21 protein-coding genes are annotated in these 25,483 nt (G+C 64.0%); 6 read left to right on the top strand and 15 right to left on the bottom strand.

Going from position 1 to position 25,483, the window contains the following annotated elements:
* Positions 1 to 86: 86 nt before the first annotated feature.
* The 7 genes from sigX to ppsA all read right to left on the bottom strand — a co-directional run bounded on the left by sigX (position 87) and on the right by ppsA (position 7,115).
* Positions 87 to 677 (bottom strand): RNA polymerase sigma factor SigX, encoded by a 591-nt coding sequence (gene sigX / locus ACM0M4_RS17580; protein WP_003098059.1) that lies wholly within the window; start codon positions 675 to 677, stop codon positions 87 to 89.
* A gap of 71 nt (positions 678 to 748) precedes the next feature.
* A complete protein-coding gene (locus tag ACM0M4_RS17585; RefSeq protein ID WP_003087830.1) occupies positions 749 to 1,573 on the bottom strand; it encodes a mechanosensitive ion channel family protein in 825 nt (274 codons plus the stop codon).
* A 2-nt stretch (positions 1,574 to 1,575) separates the two neighbouring features.
* Complete coding sequence (locus tag ACM0M4_RS17590; RefSeq protein ID WP_003122844.1) at positions 1,576 to 1,830, bottom strand: hypothetical protein; 255 nt, start codon at positions 1,828 to 1,830, stop codon at positions 1,576 to 1,578.
* 48 nt (positions 1,831 to 1,878) lie between these two features.
* Complete coding sequence (locus tag ACM0M4_RS17595) at positions 1,879 to 2,877, bottom strand: zinc transporter ZntB (protein WP_003098062.1); 999 nt, start codon at positions 2,875 to 2,877, stop codon at positions 1,879 to 1,881.
* 187 nt (positions 2,878 to 3,064) lie between these two features.
* Positions 3,065 to 3,553 carry a ribonuclease E activity regulator RraA gene (rraA, locus tag ACM0M4_RS17600; RefSeq protein WP_009876241.1) on the bottom strand — a complete coding sequence of 163 codons (489 nt, stop codon included), beginning with the start codon at positions 3,551 to 3,553 and terminating at the stop codon, positions 3,065 to 3,067.
* A gap of 106 nt (positions 3,554 to 3,659) precedes the next feature.
* On the bottom strand, positions 3,660 to 4,670 hold the full coding sequence (locus ACM0M4_RS17605; protein WP_003087820.1) for an alpha/beta fold hydrolase: 1,011 nt from the start codon (positions 4,668 to 4,670) through the stop codon (positions 3,660 to 3,662).
* A 69-nt stretch (positions 4,671 to 4,739) separates the two neighbouring features.
* Positions 4,740 to 7,115, bottom strand: coding sequence for a phosphoenolpyruvate synthase (gene ppsA, locus ACM0M4_RS17610; protein WP_003098065.1), 2,376 nt, complete (start codon positions 7,113 to 7,115; stop codon positions 4,740 to 4,742).
* A gap of 171 nt (positions 7,116 to 7,286) precedes the next feature.
* Between ppsA and ppsR the strand changes: the two genes are divergently transcribed.
* The 4 genes from ppsR (at position 7,287) to ACM0M4_RS17630 (ending at position 11,454) form a co-directional block, all read left to right on the top strand.
* Complete coding sequence (gene ppsR, locus ACM0M4_RS17615; protein WP_003087813.1) at positions 7,287 to 8,105, top strand: posphoenolpyruvate synthetase regulatory kinase/phosphorylase PpsR; 819 nt, start codon at positions 7,287 to 7,289, stop codon at positions 8,103 to 8,105.
* Positions 8,106 to 8,395: 290 nt separating this feature from the next.
* Positions 8,396 to 8,935 (top strand): ATP-dependent zinc protease, encoded by a 540-nt coding sequence (locus ACM0M4_RS17620; RefSeq protein ID WP_003087811.1) that lies wholly within the window; start codon positions 8,396 to 8,398, stop codon positions 8,933 to 8,935.
* A gap of 5 nt (positions 8,936 to 8,940) precedes the next feature.
* Positions 8,941 to 10,467 carry an inactive transglutaminase family protein gene (locus ACM0M4_RS17625; RefSeq protein ID WP_003087809.1) on the top strand — a complete coding sequence of 509 codons (1,527 nt, stop codon included), beginning with the start codon at positions 8,941 to 8,943 and terminating at the stop codon, positions 10,465 to 10,467.
* Between the two features lie 3 nt (positions 10,468 to 10,470).
* The gene (locus ACM0M4_RS17630) at positions 10,471 to 11,454 is read left to right on the top strand and encodes an alpha-L-glutamate ligase-like protein (protein ID WP_003120311.1); all 984 of its coding nucleotides are present in this window, start codon (positions 10,471 to 10,473) and stop codon (positions 11,452 to 11,454) included.
* Positions 11,455 to 11,510: 56 nt separating this feature from the next.
* Here ACM0M4_RS17630 and ACM0M4_RS17635 read toward each other — a convergent pair whose 3' ends face one another.
* The 7 genes from ACM0M4_RS17635 to ACM0M4_RS17665 form a co-directional block, all read right to left on the bottom strand.
* Positions 11,511 to 12,698 carry a MalM family protein gene (locus ACM0M4_RS17635; RefSeq protein ID WP_003122846.1) on the bottom strand — a complete coding sequence of 396 codons (1,188 nt, stop codon included), beginning with the start codon at positions 12,696 to 12,698 and terminating at the stop codon, positions 11,511 to 11,513.
* 13 nt (positions 12,699 to 12,711) lie between these two features.
* Positions 12,712 to 14,310 (bottom strand): outer membrane protein transport protein, encoded by a 1,599-nt coding sequence (locus tag ACM0M4_RS17640; RefSeq protein WP_003117704.1) that lies wholly within the window; start codon positions 14,308 to 14,310, stop codon positions 12,712 to 12,714.
* Between the two features lie 19 nt (positions 14,311 to 14,329).
* Complete coding sequence (locus tag ACM0M4_RS17645) at positions 14,330 to 15,355, bottom strand: transporter (RefSeq protein WP_003120313.1); 1,026 nt, start codon at positions 15,353 to 15,355, stop codon at positions 14,330 to 14,332.
* 40 nt (positions 15,356 to 15,395) lie between these two features.
* Positions 15,396 to 16,157: a C39 family peptidase gene (locus ACM0M4_RS17650; RefSeq protein ID WP_003098072.1), complete on the bottom strand. Its 762-nt coding sequence runs from the start codon at positions 16,155 to 16,157 to the stop codon at positions 15,396 to 15,398.
* 78 nt (positions 16,158 to 16,235) lie between these two features.
* Complete coding sequence (locus tag ACM0M4_RS17655; RefSeq protein WP_003098074.1) at positions 16,236 to 16,673, bottom strand: DUF6160 family protein; 438 nt, start codon at positions 16,671 to 16,673, stop codon at positions 16,236 to 16,238.
* 231 nt (positions 16,674 to 16,904) lie between these two features.
* Complete coding sequence (locus ACM0M4_RS17660) at positions 16,905 to 19,628, bottom strand: LuxR C-terminal-related transcriptional regulator (protein ID WP_003087788.1); 2,724 nt, start codon at positions 19,626 to 19,628, stop codon at positions 16,905 to 16,907.
* Positions 19,629 to 19,630: 2 nt separating this feature from the next.
* Positions 19,631 to 22,336 carry a LuxR C-terminal-related transcriptional regulator gene (locus tag ACM0M4_RS17665; RefSeq protein ID WP_003120314.1) on the bottom strand — a complete coding sequence of 902 codons (2,706 nt, stop codon included), beginning with the start codon at positions 22,334 to 22,336 and terminating at the stop codon, positions 19,631 to 19,633.
* A gap of 164 nt (positions 22,337 to 22,500) precedes the next feature.
* Here ACM0M4_RS17665 and pabB point away from each other — a divergent pair, with 164 nt between their 5' ends.
* A complete protein-coding gene (pabB, locus tag ACM0M4_RS17670; RefSeq protein ID WP_115288817.1) occupies positions 22,501 to 23,862 on the top strand; it encodes an aminodeoxychorismate synthase component I in 1,362 nt (453 codons plus the stop codon).
* Between the two features lie 42 nt (positions 23,863 to 23,904).
* Here the strand turns inward: pabB and thrH are convergent, their stop codons facing one another.
* Positions 23,905 to 24,522 carry a bifunctional phosphoserine phosphatase/homoserine phosphotransferase ThrH gene (thrH, locus tag ACM0M4_RS17675; protein ID WP_003098078.1) on the bottom strand — a complete coding sequence of 206 codons (618 nt, stop codon included), beginning with the start codon at positions 24,520 to 24,522 and terminating at the stop codon, positions 23,905 to 23,907.
* A gap of 203 nt (positions 24,523 to 24,725) precedes the next feature.
* Between thrH and ACM0M4_RS17680 the strand changes: the two genes are divergently transcribed.
* Positions 24,726 to 25,460 (top strand): phosphoadenylyl-sulfate reductase, encoded by a 735-nt coding sequence (locus ACM0M4_RS17680; protein WP_003087779.1) that lies wholly within the window; start codon positions 24,726 to 24,728, stop codon positions 25,458 to 25,460.
* Positions 25,461 to 25,483: the final 23 nt, after the last annotated feature.

The raw sequence follows: 25,483 nt of genomic DNA on the forward strand, positions 1-25,483 counted from the left end.
GTCAGTTAGTTGTCCAACAATCAGCCGCACAACTTGGGTGGCAAGTTTATCAGAACTTCCCGCATAGAGAGACAATATTTACCCAACTATGTTTCGGTCGCATCTGAAAACTTTTCGCGCAGGCGGTCCAGTGCCCGCTTGTAGCGCATTTTCGTCGCACTCAGACCCATGTGCATGATATCCGCTATCTCCTGAAACTCCAGTTCCGCGACGAAGCGAAGAACCAGAATCTCCCGATCTATCGGATTGACATGGACGAGCCAACGATCCAATCCGCCCCGCTCCTCAACCTTCGGCGACTTCTCCTCGGAAGCCTCCTCCAGCGGGTCGAGGCTGAGCGCATCCATCAATCGGCGCTTGCGGCGCTCCTTGCGGTACTGCGTGATGCACTCGTTGTACGTGATGCTATATAGCCACGTTTTGAACTTCGACTTGCCCTCAAAGTTCTTCAACCCGTACAAAACTTTCAGCATCACCTCCTGGCACACGTCGTCCGCGTCGCGGTCGTTGCCCAGGTAGCGGGCACAGACGTTGAACAGCGTGCGCTGGTAACGCCGCATCAGTTCTTCATAGGCGCGCGTCACGTGGAACAGCTCCGAGTGCGCACGCTCGACCAGCTCTTCATCGGAAAGCTGGCGTGGGTCATACCGCTGTGACAGGGGGTGAGGCTTATTCAAGTGAGATCAGGCCAGTCATATCGTAAGCCGGGCCGCCCTGCAGAGCAGCCACGTCCATTATCTCTCCCGGATCAGCGGCTGGTAACTCGCTGATCGAGCAGTAGACGGTTGGCCAGCGACACAAGCTCTCCCTCTTCCGTCAGCAGGATGGTCTTGACCGTACCTATCTCTTCAATAGTGCCTTCAACGTCACCCACTTTCACCTGTTGTCCGACCTGATACAGCTCGCGGACGTAGATTCCTGCAATGATCTGCCCGGCGACCTCGCGGCTGCCCAGGCCCAGGGCCAGCGCAGCGGCCAGGCCGACGGTGATCAGGACGATGGCGATGATGTAGTTGAGCAGGTCGGTCTTGACCTCGAGCTGCCCCACCGCCACCGAGATGCTGATGATGATGACCAGCCACTGGGCGATCCGCCCCAGGCCGTTCGCGTATTCGAGGCCGACGCCGTCCGCCGCGCCGCGCACGACGCTGTTCACCAGTTGCGCCAGGAGCACGCCGACGATCAGCACCAGGGCCGCGCCGAACACCTTGGGCAGGTACAGGGCGAGGACGTCCAGCGTGGCGGATACCCGCTGCAGGCCGAGCGACTCGGCGGCGGATACGAGGAAGACGAGCAGCACGAACCAGTAGACGATCTTGCCGACCAGCGTCGAGACCGGAACCTGGATGCCGACCCGGGCCAGCAGCTTGGTCAGGCCGGTGCCACCCATCAGCCGGTCCAGGCCCAGCTTGGCCAGCAGCTTGGAAAGCAGCGCATCGAGCAGCTTGGCGATGACGAAGCCGAGCAGAACGACCACCAGGGCGCCGAGCAGGTTGGGAATGAAGCCTGCCAGCTTGCCCCACAGGGTGTTCATCGCGGTCAGCAAGCTCTGGGTCCAGATATCGAATTGCATGTTCACTCAGCCTTGTCAGCAGAAGATGCGTTTTTCGCGGAAATACGGGAAACCGGCGCCAGATGCGGCGAACCGTTGTTGATGCCGATCATCAGCGCCTGCAGCCAGTGCCCCATGAGGCTGAACAGGTCACCGGCGCCAACCTGGCGATTGGCGGTCTTCAGCACCCGTCCCAGACGCGCGTCGTCGTCCGGCTGGGGAGCCGAAGCCTTGAGCAGGTCCCGCAGGGACTCTTCGAACGGATCGTGCATGCACACCTCATGTCTGTACGAGGGAGTGACGCCCTCTCCTCACCCCAGGTCACGTCAGAGCCAGCGCAGCCGACGAAATACCCACCACTGGAAGGTGGCGACCCCGCCGATCAGCAGGCAGGCCAGCCAGAACCCATGCGGTGCATCCGCCCCTGGAATGCCGCCGACATTGATTCCCAGCAGGCCGGTGACGAAGCTCATCGGCAGGAAAAAGCCGGTGATTATACCAAGGAGATACATGGTGCGGTTCATCCGTTCGGTGATTCGCCGCGACTCGGCTTCCTGCAGGACGCTGATGCGCTCCCGTATCAACTCGAGTTCTTCGAGATTCCGCGTCAGCCGGTTGTTCAGCTCGTTCCAGTAATCGGCGTCGTCCTCGACGAACCAGGACAGCTTGTAGCGCGCCAGTTGCGAGTAGATGTCCCGCTGCGGCGCCAGGTAGCGCCGCAACCCCGCCGACCGGCGGCGCAGGGTACGCAACTGGTGCTGGTCGGGACTGGCGCGTTCGTCCGCCTCGACCAGCTCCTCGACAGCATCGAGCTGGTCGGCTATCCCGCTGATCAGCGTGTCGACGCGATCGGTCAGGTAGTGCGCGAGGTAGTACACGACCTCGGATGCTGTCTTCGGCCCTTTCCCCGCCTCCAGGTCCTCGAGCAGATCGGCCACCGCCTTCAGCGGCCGCAGGCGCAGCGAGATCACCCGGCGCGCGTCGGCGAATACCCGCAGCGAAACCATGTCTTCCGGCTCCGCGCCCGGATTCAGGTTCACTCCACGGAGGAACACCAGCAGGCTTTCGGCCCCGAGATCGAGCAAACGGGGGCGGGTCGCCTCCTCCAGCAGCAGATCGCAGGCGAACTCGCTGAGCCCCGCGGAATCCCGCAGCCAGGCCTGTGCCTCCGGTACGCCGCGGTCCCAGTGCAGCCAAAGACTTTCCTCCGGCAGCAGGTCGAGCACCGCTATCTGGTTACGTCCGACACGGCGTCCGCCGCCGCGCCCGTTGAGGACGTAGCCATAGATCAGGCCGCGCTCGTCACCCGACTCGTACGCTTGCATTGCGCTTCCCTTGGTAAAACGACCATTTCGACAGTAAAAACACAAGTCCGGTACCAGTCAATTCATGGACTTGCGGCACAACCTTAAAGCCAGTCCTGAGACCCGTATGCGCACCCCGGGTTCATTCCAGCAAAAAGCCCCGGGACGCTGCCTGCGTCACCGGGGCCGGAACGGCTGTTAAAAAGCCCTATTCGGGCATCTTCAAGGCCTGCGGAGAAACGATGATGCCGTTGTTGTCGGCATACACGAACTCGCCGGGGCGGAAGGTGACGCCGCCGAAGGTCACGGCGACGTTCAGATCGCCGATGCCGCGCTTGTCGGTCTTCAGCGGATGACTGGCCAGGGCCTGGACGCCGAGGTCGGTCTGGGCGATCACGTCGACGTCACGGATGCAGCCATACACGACGATCCCTTCCCAGCCGCTCTTCGCCGCTTTCTCGGCCAGCATGTCGCCCAGCAGGGCGCGGCGCAGCGAACCACCGCCATCGACGACCAGGACCTTGCCCTTGCCGTCCTTGTCGACCTGCTCCTTGACCAACGAGTTGTCTTCGAAGCACTTGATGGTGACGATCTCGCCGCCAAAGGAGTCGCGGCCGCCGAAGTTGCTGAACATGGGTTCGACGACCTGGACCAGCTCAGGATAGGCATCGCACAGATCGGGAGTGACGTAATGCATGGGAAGCTCCTGTGGGTGAAGGGATCGGCTCGGGCAGCTCCGGAGGATCATCGGCCGCCCGCCCCGGCGGCGCCGGCGTGACCGGAGCCGCCATTTGCGCCACATGTTAGCCGCTGATTCCGGCTTCCGATACGTCTAGCGCCTCACTCCACGCGGATTCGTCGCCCGCCGGCGATCGCTGGCGCAGCCAGCGCTCCACCAAGGGCCAGACCTCTAGCTGGGCCGCCTTGCCGATCAGCATCTCGATATGCCCGTAGTCCTCGGCGTAGCCAGCCTCGCGTCCGAGCAACAGGTATTCGCGCTCGGACGAGGCGAACTGCTCGAACAACTTGCGACAGGCCCAGGACGGGTCCTGCCGGTCCCCAGCCCCGGCGACCGCCAATAGCGGCACGTCGACCGCGGCGAGCCCCTTCCACCAGTCGTTGCCCGGCTCGCCGAAGCGGCCGAACAGCCCATGCCAACGCAGGACCTCCAGCGCCACGCCGACCGGCTCGTCTTCCGGGCCCTGCCGCCAACGGCTTCCGGATAGCGCGTCGACGCGGCGCAGCAGCAGGCGCGCGAGGATGCCTGCCATGGGCAACCTGAACAGCCAGTGCGCGGTGCTGACCTGGCTACCGAACAACGCCACGGAAGCGATCCGTGCCTGGTCCAGGTAGCCCCCGCCCAGCCCCGCCGCCAGCACCACCCCACCGAGGGAGTGGCCAATCCAGTGCGCCGGCTGCCCGCACTGCTCGTGGATGAAGGAGGCCAGCGCCGGCAGGTCGTAGCGCGCGTAGTCGGCGACCCGGTTGTCCCGGTAACCATCGTTGCGAATCGACAGGCCATGGCCGCGCATTTCCGGCAGCCAGACATCGAACCCCGCCCGCGCCAGGTAAGGACCTAGTCCGAGCGCACGCGGCGAGTACCAGAAGCGGCGGTTGGAAAAACTCCCGTGCAGGAGGATCACAGGCGGTCCGCGCCGCTCGCCGGCGGCCTGCTGTCCGAGCCGGGTTACGACCAGCTCGACGCTGGCATCGGGGCTGTTGCCGGGCTTCAGGCGGTAGATGTCTTCGGTAAGGTCGGCGCGCAATTCGGCGCTGACCAGGGCGACAGGAAAGAGGCGGCTACTGCTTTGCATGCTTGTCTTGTACAGGAGGCACGAAAAAGGGCGGTGTTACCCGCCCTTTCCGGATACAGCGAGGACCGATCAGGCCTGGTCTTGCCCCTCGGCGAGGAAGAACCAGGTATCCAGCACCGAGTCGGGGTTCAACGAGACGCTCTCGATGCCCTGCTCCATCAGCCAGCGGGCCAGGTCCGGGTGGTCCGACGGACCCTGGCCGCAGATGCCGATGTACTTGCCGGCCTTGTTGCAGGCAGCGATGGCGTTGGCCAGCAGCTTCTTCACCGCCGGATTGCGCTCGTCGAACAGGTGGGCAACGATGCCGGAATCGCGATCCAGGCCCAGGGTCAGTTGGGTCAGGTCGTTGGAACCGATGGAGAAGCCATCGAAGAACTCGAGGAACTCGTCGGCCAGCAGGGCGTTCGACGGCAGTTCGCACATCATGATGACCTTCAGTCCGTTCTCGCCGCGCTTCAGGCCGTTCCCGGCCAGCAGCTCGACCACCTGGCTCGCCTCGCCCAGGGTGCGCACGAAGGGCACCATGATCTCGACGTTGGTCAGGCCCATTTCGTTGCGGACCTTCTTCAGCGCACGACACTCCAGCTCGAAGCAGTCGCGGAACGACTCGCTGATGTAGCGCGAGGCGCCACGGAAGCCGAGCATCGGGTTCTCTTCTTCCGGCTCGTAGAGCTTGCCGCCGATCAGGTTGGCGTACTCATTGGACTTGAAGTCGGACAGGCGCACGATGACCTTCTTCGGCCAGAACGCCGCGGCCAGGGTGCTGATGCCCTCCACCAGCTTCTCGACGTAGAAGCCGACCGGATCGGGATAGCCGGCGATGCGTTTCTCCACGCTTTCCTTGATGTCCGCCGGCAGGCCGGCGAAGTTCAGCAACGCCTTGGGGTGCACGCCGATCATGCGGTTGATGATGAATTCGAGGCGGGCCAGGCCCACGCCTTCGTTCGGCAACTGGGCGAAATCGAAAGCGCGATCGGGATTGCCGACGTTCATCATGATCTTGAACGGAAGGTCGGGCATGGCGTCGACCGAGTTCTTGCGCACATCGAAACCGAGTTCGCCTTCGAAGATGAAGCCGGTATCGCCTTCGGCACAGGAAACGGTCACCCCCTGGCCATCCTGCAGGATCTGGGTGGCATTGCCGCAACCGACCACCGCCGGGATGCCCAGTTCGCGAGCGATGATCGCCGCGTGGCAGGTGCGCCCGCCGCGGTTGGTGACGATGGCGCTGGCGCGCTTCATCACCGGCTCCCAGTCCGGGTCGGTCATGTCGGAGACCAGGACGTCACCCGGTTGGACCTTGTCCATTTCCGACACGTCGTTGATCACCTTGACCGGACCGGCACCGATGCGCTGGCCGATGGCACGCCCTTCCACCAGGACGGTCCCCTTCTCTTTCAGCAGGTAGCGCTCCATGACCGTGGCGCTGGCGCGGCTCTTCACGGTTTCCGGGCGTGCCTGGACGATGTACAGCTTGCCGTCGTCACCGTCCTTGGCCCATTCGATGTCCATCGGGCGGCCATAGTGCTTCTCGATGATCATGGCCTGCTTGGCCAGCTCGGTGACCTCGGCGTCGCTCAGGGCGAAGCGGGCGCGATCGGCGCGATCGACGTCCACTACCTTGACCGAGCGACCGGCCTTGGCTTCGTCGCCGTAGATCATCTTGATCGCCTTGCTACCCAGGTTGCGGCGCAGGATGGCCGGACGCCCGGCTTCCAGGGTCGGCTTGTGGACGTAGAACTCGTCGGGGTTCACCGCGCCCTGGACCACGGTCTCGCCCAGGCCGTAGGCACCGGTGATGAAGACCACGTCGCGGAAGCCGGATTCGGTGTCCAGGGTGAACATCACCCCGGCGGTGCCGGTTTCCGAGCGGACCATGCGCTGCACGCCGGCGGACAAGGCGACCAGCTTGTGATCGAAGCCCTGGTGCACGCGGTAGGCGATGGCGCGGTCGTTGAACAGGGAGGCGAAGACCTCTTTTGCTGCGCGGATCACATTGTCCACGCCGCGGATATTGAGGAAGGTTTCCTGCTGGCCGGCGAACGAGGCGTCCGGAAGGTCTTCGGCGGTAGCGGAGGAACGCACTGCCACGGCGAGGTTGTCGTTGCCGTTGGCCAGGGCGGCGAAGGCCTGGCGGATCTCGCTGTCGAGACGGGCCGGGAACTCGGCTTCCATCACCCACTGGCGGATCTGCGCGCCGGTCTTGGCCAGGGCGTTGACGTCGTCGACGTCCAGGGCGTCCAGGGCCGCGTGGATACGGTCGTTGAGGCCACTCTGCTCGAGGAAGTCACGGTAGGCCTGGGCGGTGGTGGCAAATCCGCCGGGTACGGAAACGCCGGCACCGGCCAGGTTGCTGATCATCTCGCCGAGGGATGCGTTCTTGCCCCCCACATGCTCTACATCATGGACGCCGAGCTTATCGAGGGAAACTACGTACTCTACCAAGGTGATCTCTCCACTATTGAATTGGAAAAGCTCAAGCGGGGCCAGGAGCAGCTCCGCTGGATTCTGGCCTGGCCCTTAGAAATAAGTGACAATGCTGCGACAGAAAGGCCTCTGACAACGCGCGGCCTATCATAGCCAAGAATCGTTCCTACCTTAAGGCTTTCGGTGCAAATGAAACGAACCGCATTCTTCATCTCGGACGGCACCGGTATCACCGCCGAAACCCTGGGCCAAAGCCTTCTGGCACAGTTCGAGAACATCAGCTTCGTCAAACTGACGAGACCGTACATCGATACCGAAGAAAAAGCGCGCGCCATGGTACAGCAAATCAATAATGCTGCCGAGTCGGACGGGGCCCGCCCGATCATCTTCGATACCATCGTGAACCGCGACATCCGGGCGGTCCTGGCGCAATCCAACGGTTTCATGATCGATATCTTCGCCACCTTTCTTTCGCCTCTGGAACAGGAGCTTTCGGCCGACTCGTCCTATTCGGTCGGCAAGTCCCACTCCATCGGCCACAACTCCAACTACATGGATCGCATCGAGGCGGTGAACTTCGCCCTCGACAACGACGACGGCGCCCGCACCCACTACTACGACAAGGCCGACCTGATCCTGGTCGGCGTCTCGCGCTGCGGCAAGACGCCCACCTGCCTGTACATGGCCCTGCAGTATGGCATCCGCGCCGCCAACTACCCGTTGACGGAAGAGGACATGGAGCGCCTGCAACTGCCGAACGCCCTCAAGCAGTACAAGCACAAGCTGTTCGGCCTGACCATCGACCCCGATCGCCTCACCGCGATTCGCAACGAGCGCAAGCCCAACAGTCGCTACGCCAGCTTCGCCCAGTGCGAATTCGAGGTACGCGAGGTCGAAAGCCTGTTCCGCCGCGAAAACATCGCCTACATCAACTCCACGCATTTCTCGGTGGAGGAGATTTCCGCAAAGATCCTCGTCGAAAAAGGCGTGGAACGGCGCTTCAAATAACCGCTCCGGGGCCAGCGGCTCGGCACCGCCAAGGTCCCTTGCCCGCTTCCGGTAACGCTTCGAGCCCCTGGATGGAATTTCGTTTCATCCCAGGGGCAAAACCCCGACCAAGTGGTATAAGCGGCTGTCGCTGCCGAAAAACCGCGTGATAGAATGCGGCCCGCATGCGCCTGGCGGGGCGCCCGGCATGCCCGGCCTGCCGAGCGCAGGTCGATGACGCAGGGTTTTCCGTCACGGACTGGACAGCGATCGCAAGATCGACCCGCCGAACGCGACACCAACCAGGACTTATGAAACTCAAGCCCTTAGCTCCCCTGCTCTGCCTATTCATCGCCGTACCAGGCCTGAGCGTAGCCGCCGAAAAGACGGTCTACGGCCTGAACGAATACGCGCGCATCAACGACCCGGACATCCAGCTGGCCGCCAAGCTCGACACCGGCGCCAAGACCGCCTCCCTCAGCGCCCGCGACATCAAGCGTTTCAAGCGCGACGGCGAAACCTGGGTGCGCTTCTACCTGGCCACCGACAACGCCGACGACACCCCGATCGAGAAGCCCCTGGCGCGGATCAGCAAGATCAAGCGCCGCCACGGCGACTTCAACCCCGACGAGGGCAAGGCCTATACCGCCCGTCCGGTGATCGAGCTGCAGGTCTGCATGGGCAAGGCGATTCGCACCATCGAAGTGAACCTGACCGACCGAAGTGCATTCCAATACCCGCTTTTGATCGGCTCGGAGGCCTTGAAGAAATTCGACGCACTGGTCGATCCGAGCTTGAAATACTCGGCCGGGAAACCCGGCTGCAAACCTGATGCAAAACCTGCTGAGTAAACGACATGCGCTCTCTCAACCTGCATCTGAAAGTCCTGATCGCCATCCTGCTGACCCTGGGTGTGGCGATCACCGCCTATCAGATTTTCGTCCAGGGTATTCCCGTTACCGAAGCCGAAACCGATGACCTCTGGAACATCGATGCCAAGGTCGACTTCGTCGCCACGCCGAAAACCCCGGTCAAGGTGCAGATGTTCGTTCCGCCGTTGAGCCAGGACTACGTCAGCCTCAACGAAAGCTTCGTCTCCAACAATTACGGCGTCAGCATCAATCGCGCCGACGGCAATCGCAAGGTGACCTGGTCCGCCCGCCGCGCCAACGGCAAGCAGACCCTGTACTACCGCCTGGTGCTGACCAAGCGCTACACCGGCGAGAAGACCAAGGAGAAAGGCCCGATCTTCCGCGACAGCCTGCCCCTGGAAGGCCCGGAGAAGATCGCCGCAGAAGCCCTGCTGGCCCCCATTCGCCAGCACTCGGCCGACGTCGAGACCTTCGTCAGCGAAGCCATCAAGCGCGCCAACAACGGCAACGACGACAACGTCAAGCTGCTGATGGCCGGCGACACCAGCCTGGAAAAGAAAGCGCATATCGTCGAAACCCTGCTGTCCATCGCCCACGTGCCGATGGAGCGGGTCCATACCATCCGCCTGGTCGCCGACCTGCAACAGAGCCCGGAACTGTGGCTGCGCAGCTTCAACGGCGAGAACTGGCTGTATTTCAACGTGGTCACCGGCGAACAGGGCCTGCCCTCCGATCGCCTGATCTGGTGGCTTGGCGATGAGCCGCTGATGACCATCGACGGCGGCAAGAAGGCCCAGGTCAGCTTCAGCCTGAACAGCAGCGAGATGAACGCCATCCGCCTGGCCAAGCTGTCCGACGAGAACACCGAGGCGGCCTTCCTCGAGTACTCCCTGTACGGCCTGCCGCTGTCCACCCAGCAGACCTTCCAGATCATGATCATGATCCCGATCGGCGTGCTGGTGATCCTGATTCTGCGCAACCTGATCGGCCTGCAGACCCTTGGCACCTTCACCCCGGTTCTGATCGCCCTGGCCTTCCGCGAGACCGGCCTGCAATGGGGTATCGCCCTGTTCACCGTGATCACCGCCCTGGGCCTGTCGCTGCGCTCCTATCTCGAGCACCTGAAGCTGCAGATGCTGCCGCGCCTCTCGGTGGTGCTGACCTTCGTGGTGGTGATGATCGCGGTGATCAGCCTGTTCAGCCACAAGCTCGGCTTCGAGAGCGGCCTGTCGATCGCCCTGTTCCCGATGGTGATCCTGACCATGACCATCGAACGCCTGTCGATCACCTGGGAAGAGCGCGGCGGCGGCCATGCGATGAAGGTGGCCATCGGCACCCTGTTCGCGGCATCGCTGGCGCACATCCTCATGCGCATCCCGGAACTGGTGTACTTCATCTTCACCTTCCCGGCCGTGCTGCTGATCCTGGTCGCCTTCATGCTCGCCATGGGCCGCTACCGCGGCTACCGCCTGACCGAGCTGTTCCGCTTCAAGGCCCTGCTCAAGGACTGAACCATGTCGATCTGGAAGACCTGGAAAGACCTGACCGCGAAAGGCGTGATGGGCATCAACCGACGCAATGCCGATTACGTCCTGAAGTACAACAAGCGGCACCTGTATCCGGTGGTGGACGACAAGATCATCACCAAGGAACGCGCGCTCGAGGCCGGCATCCACGTGCCGGAGATGTACGGCATCATCGAGACCGAGAAAGGCATCGACAAGCTCAACGAGATCATCGGCGAGCACAACGACTTCGTCATCAAGCCGGCGCAGGGCGCCGGCGGCGACGGCATCATGGTGATCGCCGACCGCTTCGAGGGCCGCTACAAGACCGTGTCGGGGAAGATCGTCAGCCACGAGGAGATCGAGCACCACATCTCGAGCATCCTCTCCGGCCTCTACTCCCTCGGCGGTCATCGCGACCGCGTACTGATCGAGTACCGGGTGACCCCCGACCAGATCTTCAAGAGCATCAGCTACGAAGGTGTGCCGGACATCCGCATCATCGTGCTGATGGGCTACCCGGTGATGGCCATGCTGCGCCTGCCGACCCGGCAGTCGGGCGGCAAGGCCAACCTGCACCAGGGCGCCATCGGCGTGGGCGTCGACCTGGCCACCGGCGTCACCCTGCGCGGCACCTGGCTGAACAACAAGATCGCCAAGCACCCGGACACCACCAACGCGGTGGACGGTGTGCAACTGCCGAACTGGGACGGCTTCATGAAGCTGGCGGCCGGTTGCTACGAGTTGTCGGGCCTCGGCTACATCGGCGTGGACATGGTTCTCGACCAGGAGAAAGGCCCGCTGATCCTAGAACTCAACGCCCGCCCGGGCCTGAACATCCAGATCGCCAACGACAGCGGCCTGGTGCACCGCTGCCACGCCGTCGAGGCACGACTGGAAGAACTCAAGGCGAAAGGCATCGAAGAGTCCGCGGAAGAGCGCGTACGCTTCTCCCAGCAACTGTTCGGCCACGTCCAGCAGCAACAGGGCTGACGTGCTTCCGATATGAAGAAGCCCGGCTCCGGCCGGGCTTTTTCATGTCTCGGATTTCAACGCACCACGGCCAGCTCGAAGCCGCCCTGCCGGGCGTGCTCATGCACCTGCATACCCGCCTCGTTCACCGCCAGGCCCTGTAGCGGACGCTTGAACGGCTTGTTGTCGAGGGTTTGCAGCGAGCGGTCCTCGTCGGTGGTCAGCAGCAGCACGTAGCGCTCGCCGCGATTGGCCCGCACCGGCACCGTACCCTCGATGAAAGCGTAGCGATACCAGGTTTCCGGGTTCAGCTTGTACACCGCGTCGCTGACCAGCCGGGTCGGCCGCTTGTGCTCGTCGAGGAACAGCAGCGACGGGTAGACCACCTGGCGGTTGGCGAAACTGCGGATGCGCAGGCCGTAGACCCCCTGGGAGCGCGGCAGCCGGATCGCCGCGTAGAAGCTCCTGCCCATGGGAAAGTCGAAGCTCGGCGAGAAGCGGTTCAACTCCTCGTAGCGCGGTTCGTCGGCATCCAGTTCGGTGAAGTCGCTCTCGGCGATCTGCTCGCAGCAGCGCCGTTGCAGGTCCTGGTAGAGATCGTCGATGGTCATCTCGGTGCCCTTGAGCAAAGCCTTCAGCGCATCGCTCTGCTGGCCGGCGCCATCCAGGCCGGGCAACGCCGCCGGACGCTGCTTGAACTCGATCTGCCGGCCCTCGGTGAAGGCGATCTGCGACGAAGGCGCCGCCTCCCGCTTGAAGCGCGCCGCGCGCTCCTCGGGCGGGATCTGCGAGTTGTGCATGCGGCCCTTCTCGTCCACCCAGGTGTAGTAGGGACTGCCGTTCTCGCTGCGAACGAAACCCTTGCCCTCGAAGGCCTCGGCGTCGATGTATTCGGCGGAGTGTTCGCCGTTGGGCAGGACGTAGTCGGCGCGCTGGCCGGCGACCTGGGCGCCGGCATAGAAGCTGTTCTGCACGTTGCCGTTAGCATCGATCCAGGTGTAGTAGCGACGCTTGCTCTCCCCTCCGCTGCTGTTCCCCGGCCACTGCGTGGCGTTGTCCGCCTTGTTCAGCACCCGCGCCTGGTCGCTCTGGCCGATGCGCTGTCGCGCCTGGCGCTGCTGGCGGTCGAACTGGCCGTCGACGAAGGTGTTGTGCACCCCGCCATTGTCGTCCACCCAGGTCAGGTAGCGCCCGCCGGAGGCCCAGCCCGGCGAAGATGCCGGCAGCGCCAGGGAGAAGACGCAAAGTACGATGGATGCGCGCATCATGCTCCAGCCCTCAGAAGGTCGTACGGTAGGTCATGGCGAAAATATAGGCTTTCACCGTGGTGTCCACGTCCAGTCCCGCGTAGGGGTTGTACACCAGGTTGTCGAGCCCGGTGCAGTTCAGGTTGCAGCTGGTATCGGCCTTGACGCTCTGCTTGGTGACGAAGTAGTTGAAACCGACATCGATCACCGTGTCCTTGTCCCACTGGTAGCCCAGTCCCAGGCCGTAGAGATTGGCATCGCCGATCGGCACCAGGATGTCCGCCTGGCCCTTGGGGATCGCCGAAGGCCGGTATTCGTAGCCGGCGCGTAGCTGCAAACGGTCGTTGACGTCGTACTGCACGCCCATGGCCCAGCTCCAGGTATCGCGGTAGCCGCGGTCGAGGGTGATGCTGTGGCTGGTGGCGTCCTTCGAGTCGAGGTACTTGGCGATGCGCAGCAGGTCGAGCTCGCGGTCGAACTCGATCTTGAACTCGTTCCAGTCGCTGTAGCCGTTCCATTTCAGGTCGAAGTTGAATTGCCACTTCTTGAACGGGCGCAGCTTCACGCCGGTGGAGAAGGCATCCGGATAGACCATGTTCATCGTGGCGTTGCCATGCTCTTCGTCGACGTTCCCGTAGGGGAACATCTGGCCGAGGATCGCACCGCCGAGCGACTTGTGCACCCCGGTCCAGAAACCCTGCCAGCCCTGGCCGTAGTCGACCCGGTACTTGCCCTTGAGCTTCATCCGCGACTCGCTCTGGTAGGTCGCGCCCCAGGCGAACCAGTCGGTGGGCTCCCAGAGCACGCCGAGGTTGAAGCTGGGCGAAAGCGACTGTTGCATGTCCAGGTCGATATTGGCCAGGTTCTGGAACGGACCGATATTGCCGCCGCAGACGTTGAAGAACACCTCGAGGATCTCCTGCATTCCCGGCAGGCAACCGATCTCCTTGGTCTGCTGCAACAGCCCGAGCAACTGGTTCGGCGCCCGGAAATCCTCGTTCAACGCTACTGCCTGGTGGGAGAAACCCACCGACAGGCCGACCGACAGCTCGTCGTTGACCTGGTAGGCCAGGGTCGGCGAGAAGTAGGTGAGCCGCTGCAACGACACCTCGCGTCCCTGGTAGCGCGCCGGATCGCTATCGGAATCGCGGCTGTAGCCCAGCGCTTGCGGGGTGTAGACGTTGGTGGCGAAGGTGAACTTGGAGCCCGGCGGGTTGATCGAGATCCCGGCCAGCGGCGCCACCAGCAACGGCACGTCGGTCATGCCGCCGAGACCGGGCAGGTACATGGTCGGGGTCAGGGTCCGGCTGTGGCTGTTGGCGACCGGGTCGTCGCGCAGGCCGAAGGTGCCTTCGCCGTAGTTCGGCGGCGCCTTGAAGCCGGCGCGGATGTCCATCACCCCGGTGAGCAGCTTCACGGTCGCCTGGCGGCCCTTCATCCTGGTCAGCGCCGCCGGGTTGTAGTGCACCGAATCGATGCCGGTCTCGTCGGCGGTCACGGCGTTGCCGAGGGCCATGGCTTTCGGGTTGCCGATGGTCAGGTCGTTGGCCATCTGCGCGCCGGCCGGCGGAATCCAGGCCAGGCACACCCCTGCCAGCGCCAGCCAGAGCGGCGCAATGCGCATCTTCATAACAGGCCTCGCTCGCGGGTTACTGGGCCTTCAGCCCTTTGATATCGAGGGGTACGGATAACCCCAGCAGTACATCCGGCGAGTCTTCCGTGAGGCCGAAACCGGCGTTGACGTTGACGATGTAGTCCGGTGACGTCCGCAAGCCGAGCGAGAAGTTCATGATGCTACTGGTCTGTTCGGACGACTCGAACGTACCGGCAGTGGTGTGGTAGCGGTTCTTCAGCGTGTAGGCCATCTGGTACGAAGTCGCCAGCGAGACGTCGTAGGACAGCGCGTAGGCCATGCCCATGTTGAAGTTGATCGTGTTGCCGGGCGAGACCTTCTCCAGCTGGGAGTTGTCGGCCAGGGTCTGGTGCACGTCGTCCACCGGCAGGTTCCAGGTGTAGCCGAGCGAGCCGTAGAGGACCACCGGGTCGATCACATAGGACATGTTCGCGCCGAAGCCCAGGCTGTAGTAGCCGTTGCCGGTGGAGATGTCCTTGTCCAGGTTGGTCTTGTAGGGACTGTCGCCGGTCGGCAGGCCGATGGTGGTATACAGCGTGGTGACCGGCCGCCCGCGCACCGCCGCCCAGGGCTGCCAGCGCAAGGTCGCGGAAACGTCGCCGAGGCTGTAGGCGTGGGTATCCATCTCGGTGTCGTACTTGGCTACCAGCGGCAGGCGGAAACTGAAGGTGAGGTTGTCCCAGATCCCGTAGTCGAAGGTGAAGGAGTTGGTGAAGGTGTGCTGGGACTGGCTCTGCCGGCCGGCGAGGCCGTAGATCTGCGTGCCGCCACTGGTCTTGGTCAGCGGCACCAGGGTCAGCCGCTGGTCGCGCACCAGCGCGTAGTCGAAACCGTAGGTCAGGGTCCGCTCGCCCTTCTTCAGCAAGGTGTAGCTCTTCTCGGCGGCCTGGAAGACCTCCTCCAGCGCCTTGGCGCTGTCGGCATCGTCATTCTTCTTGGCCAGCGCGTCACGGGCCTGGTCGACCGAGGCTTCCTCGGCAACGGACAAACCGCTGATAGACAGCATCAGCGCCGCCGCGCATGTGTACCCCCTGATTCTCATGGCGCTATCCCCAGAGATTGTTCTTGTTTTTGGGTATCTGCTACTTGGTGCGCAGGTGTATGACGTCGCCACCAGTGCCCAGCTCACGGACCTGGTTTTCAGTGATCTTGTTGATCTGCGGAAACTCGCGGAACGCCAGCAGGCTGACGGTGCGGTCGTCCACCAGGCGCATGTCGCGATCGTTCAGCGCCAGCGCGTTGCGGGGCTCCTGCCCACTCGGGAAGATCACGAACAGGACGTTCTGGTCCCAGATTTCCTCGAAGCGCGTCCGGGTGAAGCTGATGTTGCCCAAGGCCGGATCGGCGACGAAGACGTGATCGTTGTAGACATCGCGCACCACCACGAAATGCTTGAAGCCGGCATAGTGGATGGGGACCAGCGCCGGATGCTCGAGAGCGTCCAGGTCGCTGAACTCGGCGCGAAAACCACCGCTCTTGTAGCCCAGCGCAGCGGCGTAGCGCTTCATGTCGAGCAGCGAGAAACCGCGGCGCTGCACGATCTTATCGGCCTCGCCATAGCGCAGCAGCCCTTCCATGACCTGGCGTTCCTCGAGGTTGCGCCCGAGGTAGTAGTCCAGCAGCGTGGTAAGCGCCGCCGAGCCGCAGCTGTAGTCATAGGCCTGGCGGATGACGTTGCGGAACTGCAACTGGCTCATCGGCTCCAGCTGCACCGATTCGCGGTAGGGTCCATTGGGGGTCAGAGGCTGGCTGAGGTTGACCGTGCCCTGCGGTTGCGGCTTGGTATCGACCGTCTGGGTGAACCCGAACAGCCCGATCAGACTTCCCAGCAAAATCTCGAACATCGCCCCGTCGTACCTCTTTCGGAGAAAGACCCCGCCGATGCCTCGGCGAGGTCTTCGCGTCTCGACTCGGTTCCTGGATCAGTGACCCCAGACCTTGATGGTGGAACCGGCCATGTTCAGCCCGGAGACGGTCAGCGAGCCGATGCTGGCGGCGCTGGTGTCGCCCACCTTGATGGCGCCAACGGTCACGTCGCCGGTGATGGCCGGCAGGCCGATGGCCAGTTGCTGGGTCGACTTGCCGCCGATATCGGTGGTGACGACGTCGATGGTCAGCGGCTTGGTATCGTCGATGGTCAGCGCCGGCAGGCTGATGTTCTCCAGCCGCAGGGAGCCGCCGTTGGTGTCGGTATCGGTGTAGGTCACGGCCCCGACGGAGCCCTGGAAAGTACCGGAAATGCTGATGCCTGCCTGGCCGGTCACGTCGGACAGCGCGCCATCGTCCATGGCTTTCAGGTCGGCATGCGCCAGCAAGGGAGCAGCCAGAACAGCAGTTGCAAGGAACAGGTGCTTTTTCATTGTTATTTCTCCAGTGTTCAGGTGTGGTTTGCCCCAGGGCACTGCCGTTTGCATCCTGTCCCCGGCAGATCGACCGGCATCTCGCCGGTCTCCAGGTCCGGTACTGCTTCCCTAGGCGTCCCGGACATGGATTCGGTAGAGCCTCATGCTCTCTCGTCCTGGATTCCAAGCTACTGGGCCACCCCTTCCGCCGCCAGCCCATCCAAGGGATGGAGCGATGGCGGCTGCCGCTCACGCCTCGCTCAGCAGTCCCAGGCTTTTACCCTTTAGTACGGCTTGCGTTCTGCTCTTCACACCCAGCTTGGCGAACAGGTTGTGCAGGTGCCACTTGATGGTGGCTTCCGACAGGTGCACCGCCTGCGCGATATCGCGGTTCGACAAGCCCGCCGCCACCAGTCGCAGGATTTCCCGTTCGCGATGGCTAACATCCTGATTTTCATCGAAACTTTCCGGGTCCACGGAGAGCTTCCGGCACTGTTCGCGGAGCAGGTCGGCCAGCCCCTGCCAGGCCGCGGCACGCTTGGGTTCCGCTTCCCTCCAGCTTTCCCACATCGGCAACAGCCACAACGCGTCGTCCTGGAACAGCCGGCGGTAGCCGAGATTCCAGGCTTCCTCGAGCGTGGCGAGGAACAGGCCGATGGCTTTTTCGCTGTTACCTTTCTGCCAATACGCCACAGAAAGTAACAAGGACAAACGCAGCCGCCGATCCCTCTGGTAAGCGGAAGAGTAGCCGGCCAGACAGCTTTCCAGCTTGCTCTGCGCGCGTTCCGCGTGACGCTCGGACAATGCCAGCCGAGCCTCCGCCAGGACCAGGGCGGTCTGTGCGTCGGCATGCCGCTCGCCGGAGAGCCCGGCAAGATGCCGCTCCAGTTGCAGGCAGACCCGTTCGGCTTCGTTCGGACGGCGCAGCCACAGCAGGAACTGCACCTTGCAGCTCATGGCGTGAGCATAGACACGCTCGTAGCCGGGCGAGAGCAGACCGCTCAGCCATTCGTCGAGTTGCGCCAGCCCCTGCTCGGCGGCGCCGGAGAAGAAGCGCGCCTTGGCCATGACCAACTGGCCGCGACTGAGCAGTTCCACCGGCGTCGCGACATCCCGCCAGACCGTCGCCAGCGGTAGTTCGGCGAGCACGCCGGCATGCCGGTCCTGCTCGTAGAGCAGGTCGGCATAGGCCAGCGACAAGGGCCCGCCGACCCGGCTGCGCCGGCCGAATACCTGCTCGACCCGGTTGCGCGCCGACTCGGCGATCGCCCTGCCCCGCTCCAGGTCGCCACTCTCCTTGCAGATCAGGGATTCGATCAGGCTGGTCACCACCTGCAGGTACTCGCTGTCGGCGACTTTCAGGTCCTCCCGCGCGGAACCGATGGCGCCGGCGGCCTCGGCGTAGTCGCCGAGCAGCGCATGCGCCGAAGCCTGCACGCAGAGCAGGCTGGCGCGGAACACCGGCTGGTTGCTCGGGACCATGGACAGCCAGTGGCGGGCGACCTTCAGGCAGGCTTCGAGCTTGTCCTGGTAGAGCAACACCAGGGCCTTGAGCACCTGGGCGGCGGCGAGCAACTCGCCGAGCCCGAAGTGCATGACCTTGCCGCGCCCCTGCAAGAGGCGGTGGCTGACCTCCTCGATCAACGCCTCGGCCTCGGCGAAGCGTTGCTCGAACGCCAGTTGCCAGGCGTAGAAGATCTGGAACACCGGATGCTCGCGGATCACCTCGGCGGGAATGCCGTTGAGCATGCCGAGGATGCCGTACACCCGGTTACCGGCGATCAGGCGCGCGCCCTGGCGCTCCAGCAACTCGGCGGCGAACAGGTAGTCGCGGGCGCGAAGGGCGTACTTGATCGCCCGGTCGGCCAGGTCGCGCCCCTCGCACCAGCGCGCCGCCGCATGCAGCAACGGGGTCGGATCAGCATGCCGGGACAGCCGCCCCTGGAGGAACTCGGCGAACAGATGGTGGTAGCGGAACCATTCGCGCTGGTCGTCCAGGGCGATGACGAACAACTGCTCGTTCTGCAGGCGCATGAGCATGTCCAGGCCGTCGCGACGCCCGGTCAGCGCATTGCACAGTTCCGCATTGAACTCGTCGAGCACCGAGGTCTGGTCGAGGAACAGCTGCAGGTCGGCGGGCAGGCTGGCCAGCACGTCTTCCGCCAGGTAGTCGGCGATGTTCCGTTCGGTCCCGGAGAGCCCGCGGAGGAAACCTTCCCGGTCGGTATTGCGACTGAGGGCCAGGGCCGCCAGGTGCAACGCCGTGATCCAGCCTTCGGTGCGCTTGAACAGCAGCTTCAGCTCGCGCTCGCCCAGCTCCAGCCCCTTGAGGTCGAGGAGAAACGCATCGCTCTCCTCGCGCGAAAGTCGCAGGTCTTCCGCGCTCAGACAGAAGGTCCAGGGCTTGAGGGTCGGCTCGTCGACCAGGAAGCGCGGGCGGAAGCGGGTCGAGGCCACCACCCGCACGTGATCGGGCAGGTTCTCGATCAGGTAGCGAACCCCATGCGGCAAGGCGGCGTGGCGGATGCGGTGGAAATCGTCGAGGAACAGGTACAAGGGGCCTTCCAGGCGACGCAGGTCGGCGAGGAAGGCATCCAGGATACCCTCCAGCGGCACCGCGACGTCGGTGCCGAGCAGATTGGCGGTATTGCCGCCGAATGCCGGGACCACTCGCTGGATGCTCGCCAGCAGGTACTGGATCAGACGCTGCGGTTCGCTGTCGGTCTCGTCGCAGGACAACCATGCCACCGCCGCGCCCTGCTCCAGCAGGCGCAGGCGCAACTGGCAGAGGATGGTGCTCTTGCCGAAGCCGGCCGGCGCGCTGAGCACCATCGCGCGTCGCCCGCGGGCCTCGTACAGGCGGTCGATCAGCGCCTGGCGGGGCAGCAGCGGCAGCCCTCCGGCGCCTGGCGGGAACAGCTTGGTCTGCAACAGCGGGATGGTGCTGGCGGGAACCCCGTCGCGATGGCCCATGGTCAGAGCAGGCTCAGCTCGCGGGCTCGCCGGATCGCCTGGGTGCGATTGCGCACCTTGAGCTTTTCGTAGATGTTGTGCAGATGCCATTTGACGGTCCCCAGGGCCAGCGACAAGCGCTGGCCGATTTCTTCGTTGGATAGGCCCTGTGCGGCCAGGCAGACCACTTCGCGCTCGCGCTCCGTCAGGCCTTCCTCGAGCGCATCCTGGGGCTTGCGCACGCCCTGCCCGGGCCAGATGCCGAGCAGGCCGCGAATGAAGGTCTGTAGCGCCGGCTGGCGCTCGGTGGATTCGAGTTGCTGGAGCAACTGGCGAATGCCGTCGCCTTCCTCGATGAAGAGGCTGCGCACCCCTTCCCGTTCGGCATTGATCAGGCATTCGCCGAGCAGGCTGTTGGCCCGTTCCTGGTAGCCCAGGCGCTGATAGCTGAGCGCCGCCAGGATATCCAGGCGCAGGCGCTGCAGGCCGTGCCAGCCGGGCTGCAAGGTGCCGCGCAACTGAGTGATCTCGTGCAGCGCCTCGCTGAAATGTCCTCGCCCCTGCAACAGGCGCACGCGGCTCACGCCCAGCGACCAGTTGACCGGGTTGAAGGCCATGTTGCGGTAGTGTGCCGCCATCTTGTTCCAGTCCACGCTCTTCAACCGCTGCTCGGCGCGCTTCAGGCGGTCGGGGCCGCTGTCCTGGAGGATCAGGTTGATCTCTTCGGCCATGGCCTGGGCGAAGAAGCGCCACGACTGATTGCGCGAGGCCAGGGCCTGCATCGCCGCCAGGCTGGCCAGCGCCTCCTTCGGCCGTCCCAGCAGGCGCTGGGTGCGCGCCAGGCAGATCTGCCCCTGGGCATAGAAATCGATCGGATTGATCACATCCACATGCCCGAGCGCCCAGCCCAGGCGCTCTTCCAGCCCGTCCAGCTCGATCCTGTAGTAGGCGGTCAGGGCCTCGGTGATGGTCGGCAGCGCCAGCGCGCTCCTGGACTTCTCGAACAGCGGCCGGGCACGCTGGCGGAGCCGCTCGATGAGCAGTTGCGCCTGTTTCACCTGGCCCTGCTCGAGTGCGAGGATCACCTCGACGTTGGCCAGTTGCATGTCCAGGTAGCGCCCTTCGAGGAAATGATTGCGCTGCTGCGCCAGCCCCAGCAGGCGCCGCGCCTGGTCGCCCTGGCCACGGACCACCTGGGCCAGCGCGGCGGTGATCAACACCGCCACTTCGAGGAAGGCAGCGTTCTGCCCGAGCTGGACTTCGACCCGGCGAGCCAGGGCGATGCACAGTTCCAGATCGTCCTTCTGCAACGCCACCACCGCCTTCACCGCCAGCGCGGAGAGGTACTGGTCGCCCATCGGCCCGTCGCCGCGGCTCTCCCCCCAGCGCGCCAGCAGTTCGTCGATGATCCGGTTGGCCTCGCCCAGGCTGAGGTCGCTGGCCCGCGACCAGACATCGGTAAGGACCAGGATCGGATAGCGCTCGGCGATTTCGTCCGGCACATGCTTGCGCCAACGGTAGATCAGGCTGAGCTGGCCGCGGTTGATCAGCTCCAGTCCGCATCCGTCGACCAGCGCGGCGATCATCTCCGGGTCTTCCGCCGCACAGGCATGCTCGATGGCGAACGTCGGCATGTGGTGGTTGGTGAACCACAGGCTGGCGTTGAAATGCAGTTGCTTGAAACGGTCCGGATCGGAGTCGCGCAGGCGGTTGCGGAGGAAATCGGCGAACAGCAGGTGGAAGCGATACCACTGGCGTTCGCGATCCAGCGGCAGGAGGAACAATTGCATGGACTCCAGGCGCTCCAGCAGTGCCTGGCCGTCCTGGCGCCCGGTCAGGGCGTTGGCCAGGTCGCCGCTCAATTGGCTGGCAACGCCAAGGGCCAGCAGCGCTTCCTGCAGGTCGCCAGGCAAGCGTTCGAAGACCGCCGCCAGCAGATAGGCGCTGACCGCCTGCTTGTCGCCGTCGAGCAGGGCCATTTCCTGCACCTGCGGTTGCTGGCGCAGCCACAGGCTGACGAGATGCACGCCCACCACCCAGCCTTCGGTCTGGCCATAGAGCGCCTTCAGGCAGGGCTCGTCCAGATAGAGACCGCTGCGCTCGAGGTATTCGCGGGTTTCCTCGAAGCCGAGGCGCAGCTCCTCGAGGCCGATTTCCAGCAACAGTCCCTTGGCCCGCCAGGTAGCCAGGCTCAGCGCCGGCTGCGAACGCGTGCCCAGGGCCAGGACCAGCCCGGGCGGTGCGTACTGCACCAGGCGGTTGAGGCCGGTGAAGATGTCCGGGTTGCTAACCAGGTGCAGGTCGTCCAGCACCAGCAGCAACGGCCGCGCATAGCGATCGAGATCGCCGAGCAGGCTTTCGATCACCGCCACCACCGGGACCCGCATGGTGTTCTGCAGGTAGGTCTGGGCGTCGTCGCCAAGCTGCGGCACGGCTTCGCCCAGCGCCTCGATGAGCTGCCGGCAGAAACGGGCGGGGTCGTCGTCTTCTTCGGCCAGCGACAGCCAGGCCACCGCCTGGTCTGCTACAGTGCGCTCCCTGGCCAGGGCGGCGAGCGCGCAGGTCTTGCCGAAGCCGGCAGGTGCGGAAAACATCAGAACGCGTGAATGGGGATTGCGATCCAGCAGGTTGCGGATCGCGGGGCGAAGAGAATATTCGGCTGGCACCTGAGGCGGCACTATTCTGGAGCGCGAAAGGCTGCCGGCTGCTGGATCCTGTACTGCATCCACGGCCTGTATCCCTGTGTCATTATCATTGTGGTACGGAGCCAAATCTCCGTGGGATATTTCCATAATTAGCAGATCACCCTTCTTACGTAAACTGAAGAAATGGCTCTAGGATCGACGATTCCGGCGAACTAGAATTCCTGACTGTCCCACTACCCCCACTTTCCATGCCCAGTTGTCATGTTCACCCCCTGCCCTACCATAGCGACCCAAGCTGTCTCTTTGCCGTCATCCATGAGGCGCCCGGTGCGGTGATGCTCGACTCGGGTCGCCCCATCGCTACCCGTGGACGCTATGACCTTATGAGCGCCTGGCCATTGGCAGAACTGGCGCCGCTGCCCGACGAATCGGCCAACCGCTTCTTCGCCCGCCTACGCGAAGCGGCCGGAAGCCTGGGCCCCGCGCAGCTGCCAGCGCCGTACGAACTGCCCTTCGCCGGCGGTCTGCTGGGCTATTTATCCTACGACCTGGGTCGGCGCATCGAGCGCATCGGCGAACACGCCCGCGATGACCTGGGCCTGCCGCTGGCCTCCGTCGGCCTGTATGCCTGGGCGCTGATCAGCGACCACCAGGCCGGCACCAGCCAACTGGTATTCCACCCGCGATTGGACGAGCGCGAACGCCAGCGCCTGATCGCCCTGTTCAGCGAGGAAGCGCAAGGCACGGCCGGCAACTTCAAGCTTCTGGGAAAATTCCGACGGAGCATCAGCGCATCCGACTATCGGCAGGCGATCCGCCGCATCCAGGACTACATCCAGGCAGGCGACTGCTACCAGGTGAACTATAGCCAGCGCTTCCAGGCCGCTTGCAGCGGCTCGCCGTGGCCGGCCTATCGCGCCCTGCGCGAGGCCTGCCCGACGCCGTTCTCCGGCTACCTGCGACTGGCCGACGGCGCGATCCTCAGCCTGTCGCCGGAGCGCTTCCTCAAGCTCGGCAAGGGCAAGGTGGAAACCCGGCCGATCAAGGGCACCCGCCCGCGCGGCAAGACGCCCGAGGAGGACATGGCGCTGGCGGCGTCGCTGCTGGCCAGCCCCAAGGACCGCGCGGAAAACCTGATGATCGTCGACCTGCTGCGCAACGACATCGGACGCAGTTGCCAACCTGGCAGCGTGCGGGTACCGGAGCTGTTCGCCCTGGAAAGCTATCCCAACGTGCATCACCTGGTGAGCAGCGTCACCGGCGAACTGGCGCCGGGCAAGGACGCCCTCGACCTGCTGGAAGGCAGCTTCCCCGGCGGCTCGATCACCGGCGCGCCGAAGATTCGCGCCATGCAGATCATCGACGAGCTGGAACCGAGCCGACGCGGCATCTACTGCGGCAGCCTGTTCTACCTCGACGTGCGCGGCGAGATGGACAGCTCGATCGCCATCCGCACCCTGCTGGTCAGGGACGGCCAGGTCAGTTGCTGGGGCGGCGGCGGCATCGTCGCCGACTCGCACTGGGAGGACGAGTATCAGGAAACCCTGGACAAGGTCCGGGTGCTGCTGGAAACCCTGGAAGGAATGGCCGGGACAGCGTCCCCGGAATAGAAAAGAGCCCGCGTTCCGCGGGCTCTTTCATGGGCGGCGCAGCTACAGGCTCAGCGAACGGCTGGAAGCCTTGAGGAACTCGCGCTTGAGGTCTTCGTAGGTATGCACCGCGGGGAACTGGGGAAACTCGCGGATCACGTTTTCCGGGGCATGGAACAGGATGCCGGCGTGGGCCTCGGAAAGCATGGTGGTGTCGTTGTAGGAGTCGCCTGCGGCGATCACCCGGTAGTAGAGGCTCTTGAAGGCGATCACCGACTGCCGCTTGGGATCCTTCTGGCGCAATTGATAGCCGACCACGCGGTCGCTGTCGTCGATCTCCAGCTTGTGGCACAACAGGGTCGGGAAGCCCAGCTGGCGCATCAGCGGCTGGGAGAACTCGTAGAAGGTGTCGGAGAGGATCACCACCTGGAAGCGCTCGCGCAGCCAGTCGACGAATTCCACCGCCCCCTCCAGCGGCTTCAGGGTGGCGATCACCTCCTGGATGTCGCCCAGCTTCAGGCCATGTTCGTCGAGGATGCGCAGGCGCTGCTTCATCAGCACGTCGTAGTCCGGAATGTCCCGGGTGGTCGCCTTCAAGGCGTCGATACCGGTTTTTTCCGCGAACGCGATCCAGATTTCCGGAACCAGCACGCCTTCCAGGTCAAGACAGGCAATTTCCACAGGACTCTCCTCGAAATTCTCTGAACGATGGGGTGACGACGGACGCGGCACTCTAGCCCCTCGCCGAGGGCAAGGCAACGCCGGCTTATTCCTGGAATCAAGGTCGACAGGGGTAAATGGTTATTTAGGGCCATATGCCGCCCTTTGCTACCATTCCCGCCACAGAGCGCAACAGCGCCGCCCAGCACCAGGACCCCAGCCCGATGAGCCAGCCTTTCGACCTTCCCGCCCTCGCCTCCAGCCTTGCCGACAAATCCCCCCAGGACATCCTGAAAGCCGCCTTCGAGCACTTCGGCGACGAGCTGTGGATCTCCTTCAGCGGCGCCGAGGACGTCGTCCTGGTAGACATGGCCTGGAAGCTCAACCGCAACGTGAAGGTGTTCAGCCTCGACACCGGTCGCCTGCACCCGGAAACCTATCGTTTCATCGACCAGGTCCGCGAACACTACGGCATCGCCATCGACGTGCTTTCCCCCGACCCGCGCCTGCTCGAACCCCTGGTGAAGGAAAAGGGCCTGTTCAGCTTCTACCGGGACGGCCACGGCGAGTGCTGCGGCATCCGCAAGATCGAACCGCTCAAGCGCAAGCTCGCCGGCGTGCGCGCCTGGGCCACCGGCCAACGCCGCGACCAGAGCCCCGGCACGCGCAGCCAGGTGGCGGTGCTGGAAATCGACGGTGCCTTTTCCACGCCGGAAAAGCCGCTGTACAAATTCAACCCGCTGTCGTCCATGACCAGCGAGGAGGTCTGGGGCTATATCCGCATGCTCGAACTGCCCTACAACAGCCTGCACGAACGCGGCTATATCAGCATCGGCTGCGAACCCTGCACCCGTCCGGTGCTGCCCAACCAGCACGAGCGCGAGGGCCGCTGGTGGTGGGAGGAAGCCACCCACAAGGAGTGCGGGCTGCACGCCGGCAACCTGATCAGCAAGGCCTGAAACCGTCGATAGAGCGTATGCAA

This window comes from Pseudomonas sp. 18-147 (assembly GCF_051048045.1).
GTDB lineage: Bacteria > Pseudomonadota > Gammaproteobacteria > Pseudomonadales > Pseudomonadaceae > Pseudomonas > Pseudomonas aeruginosa.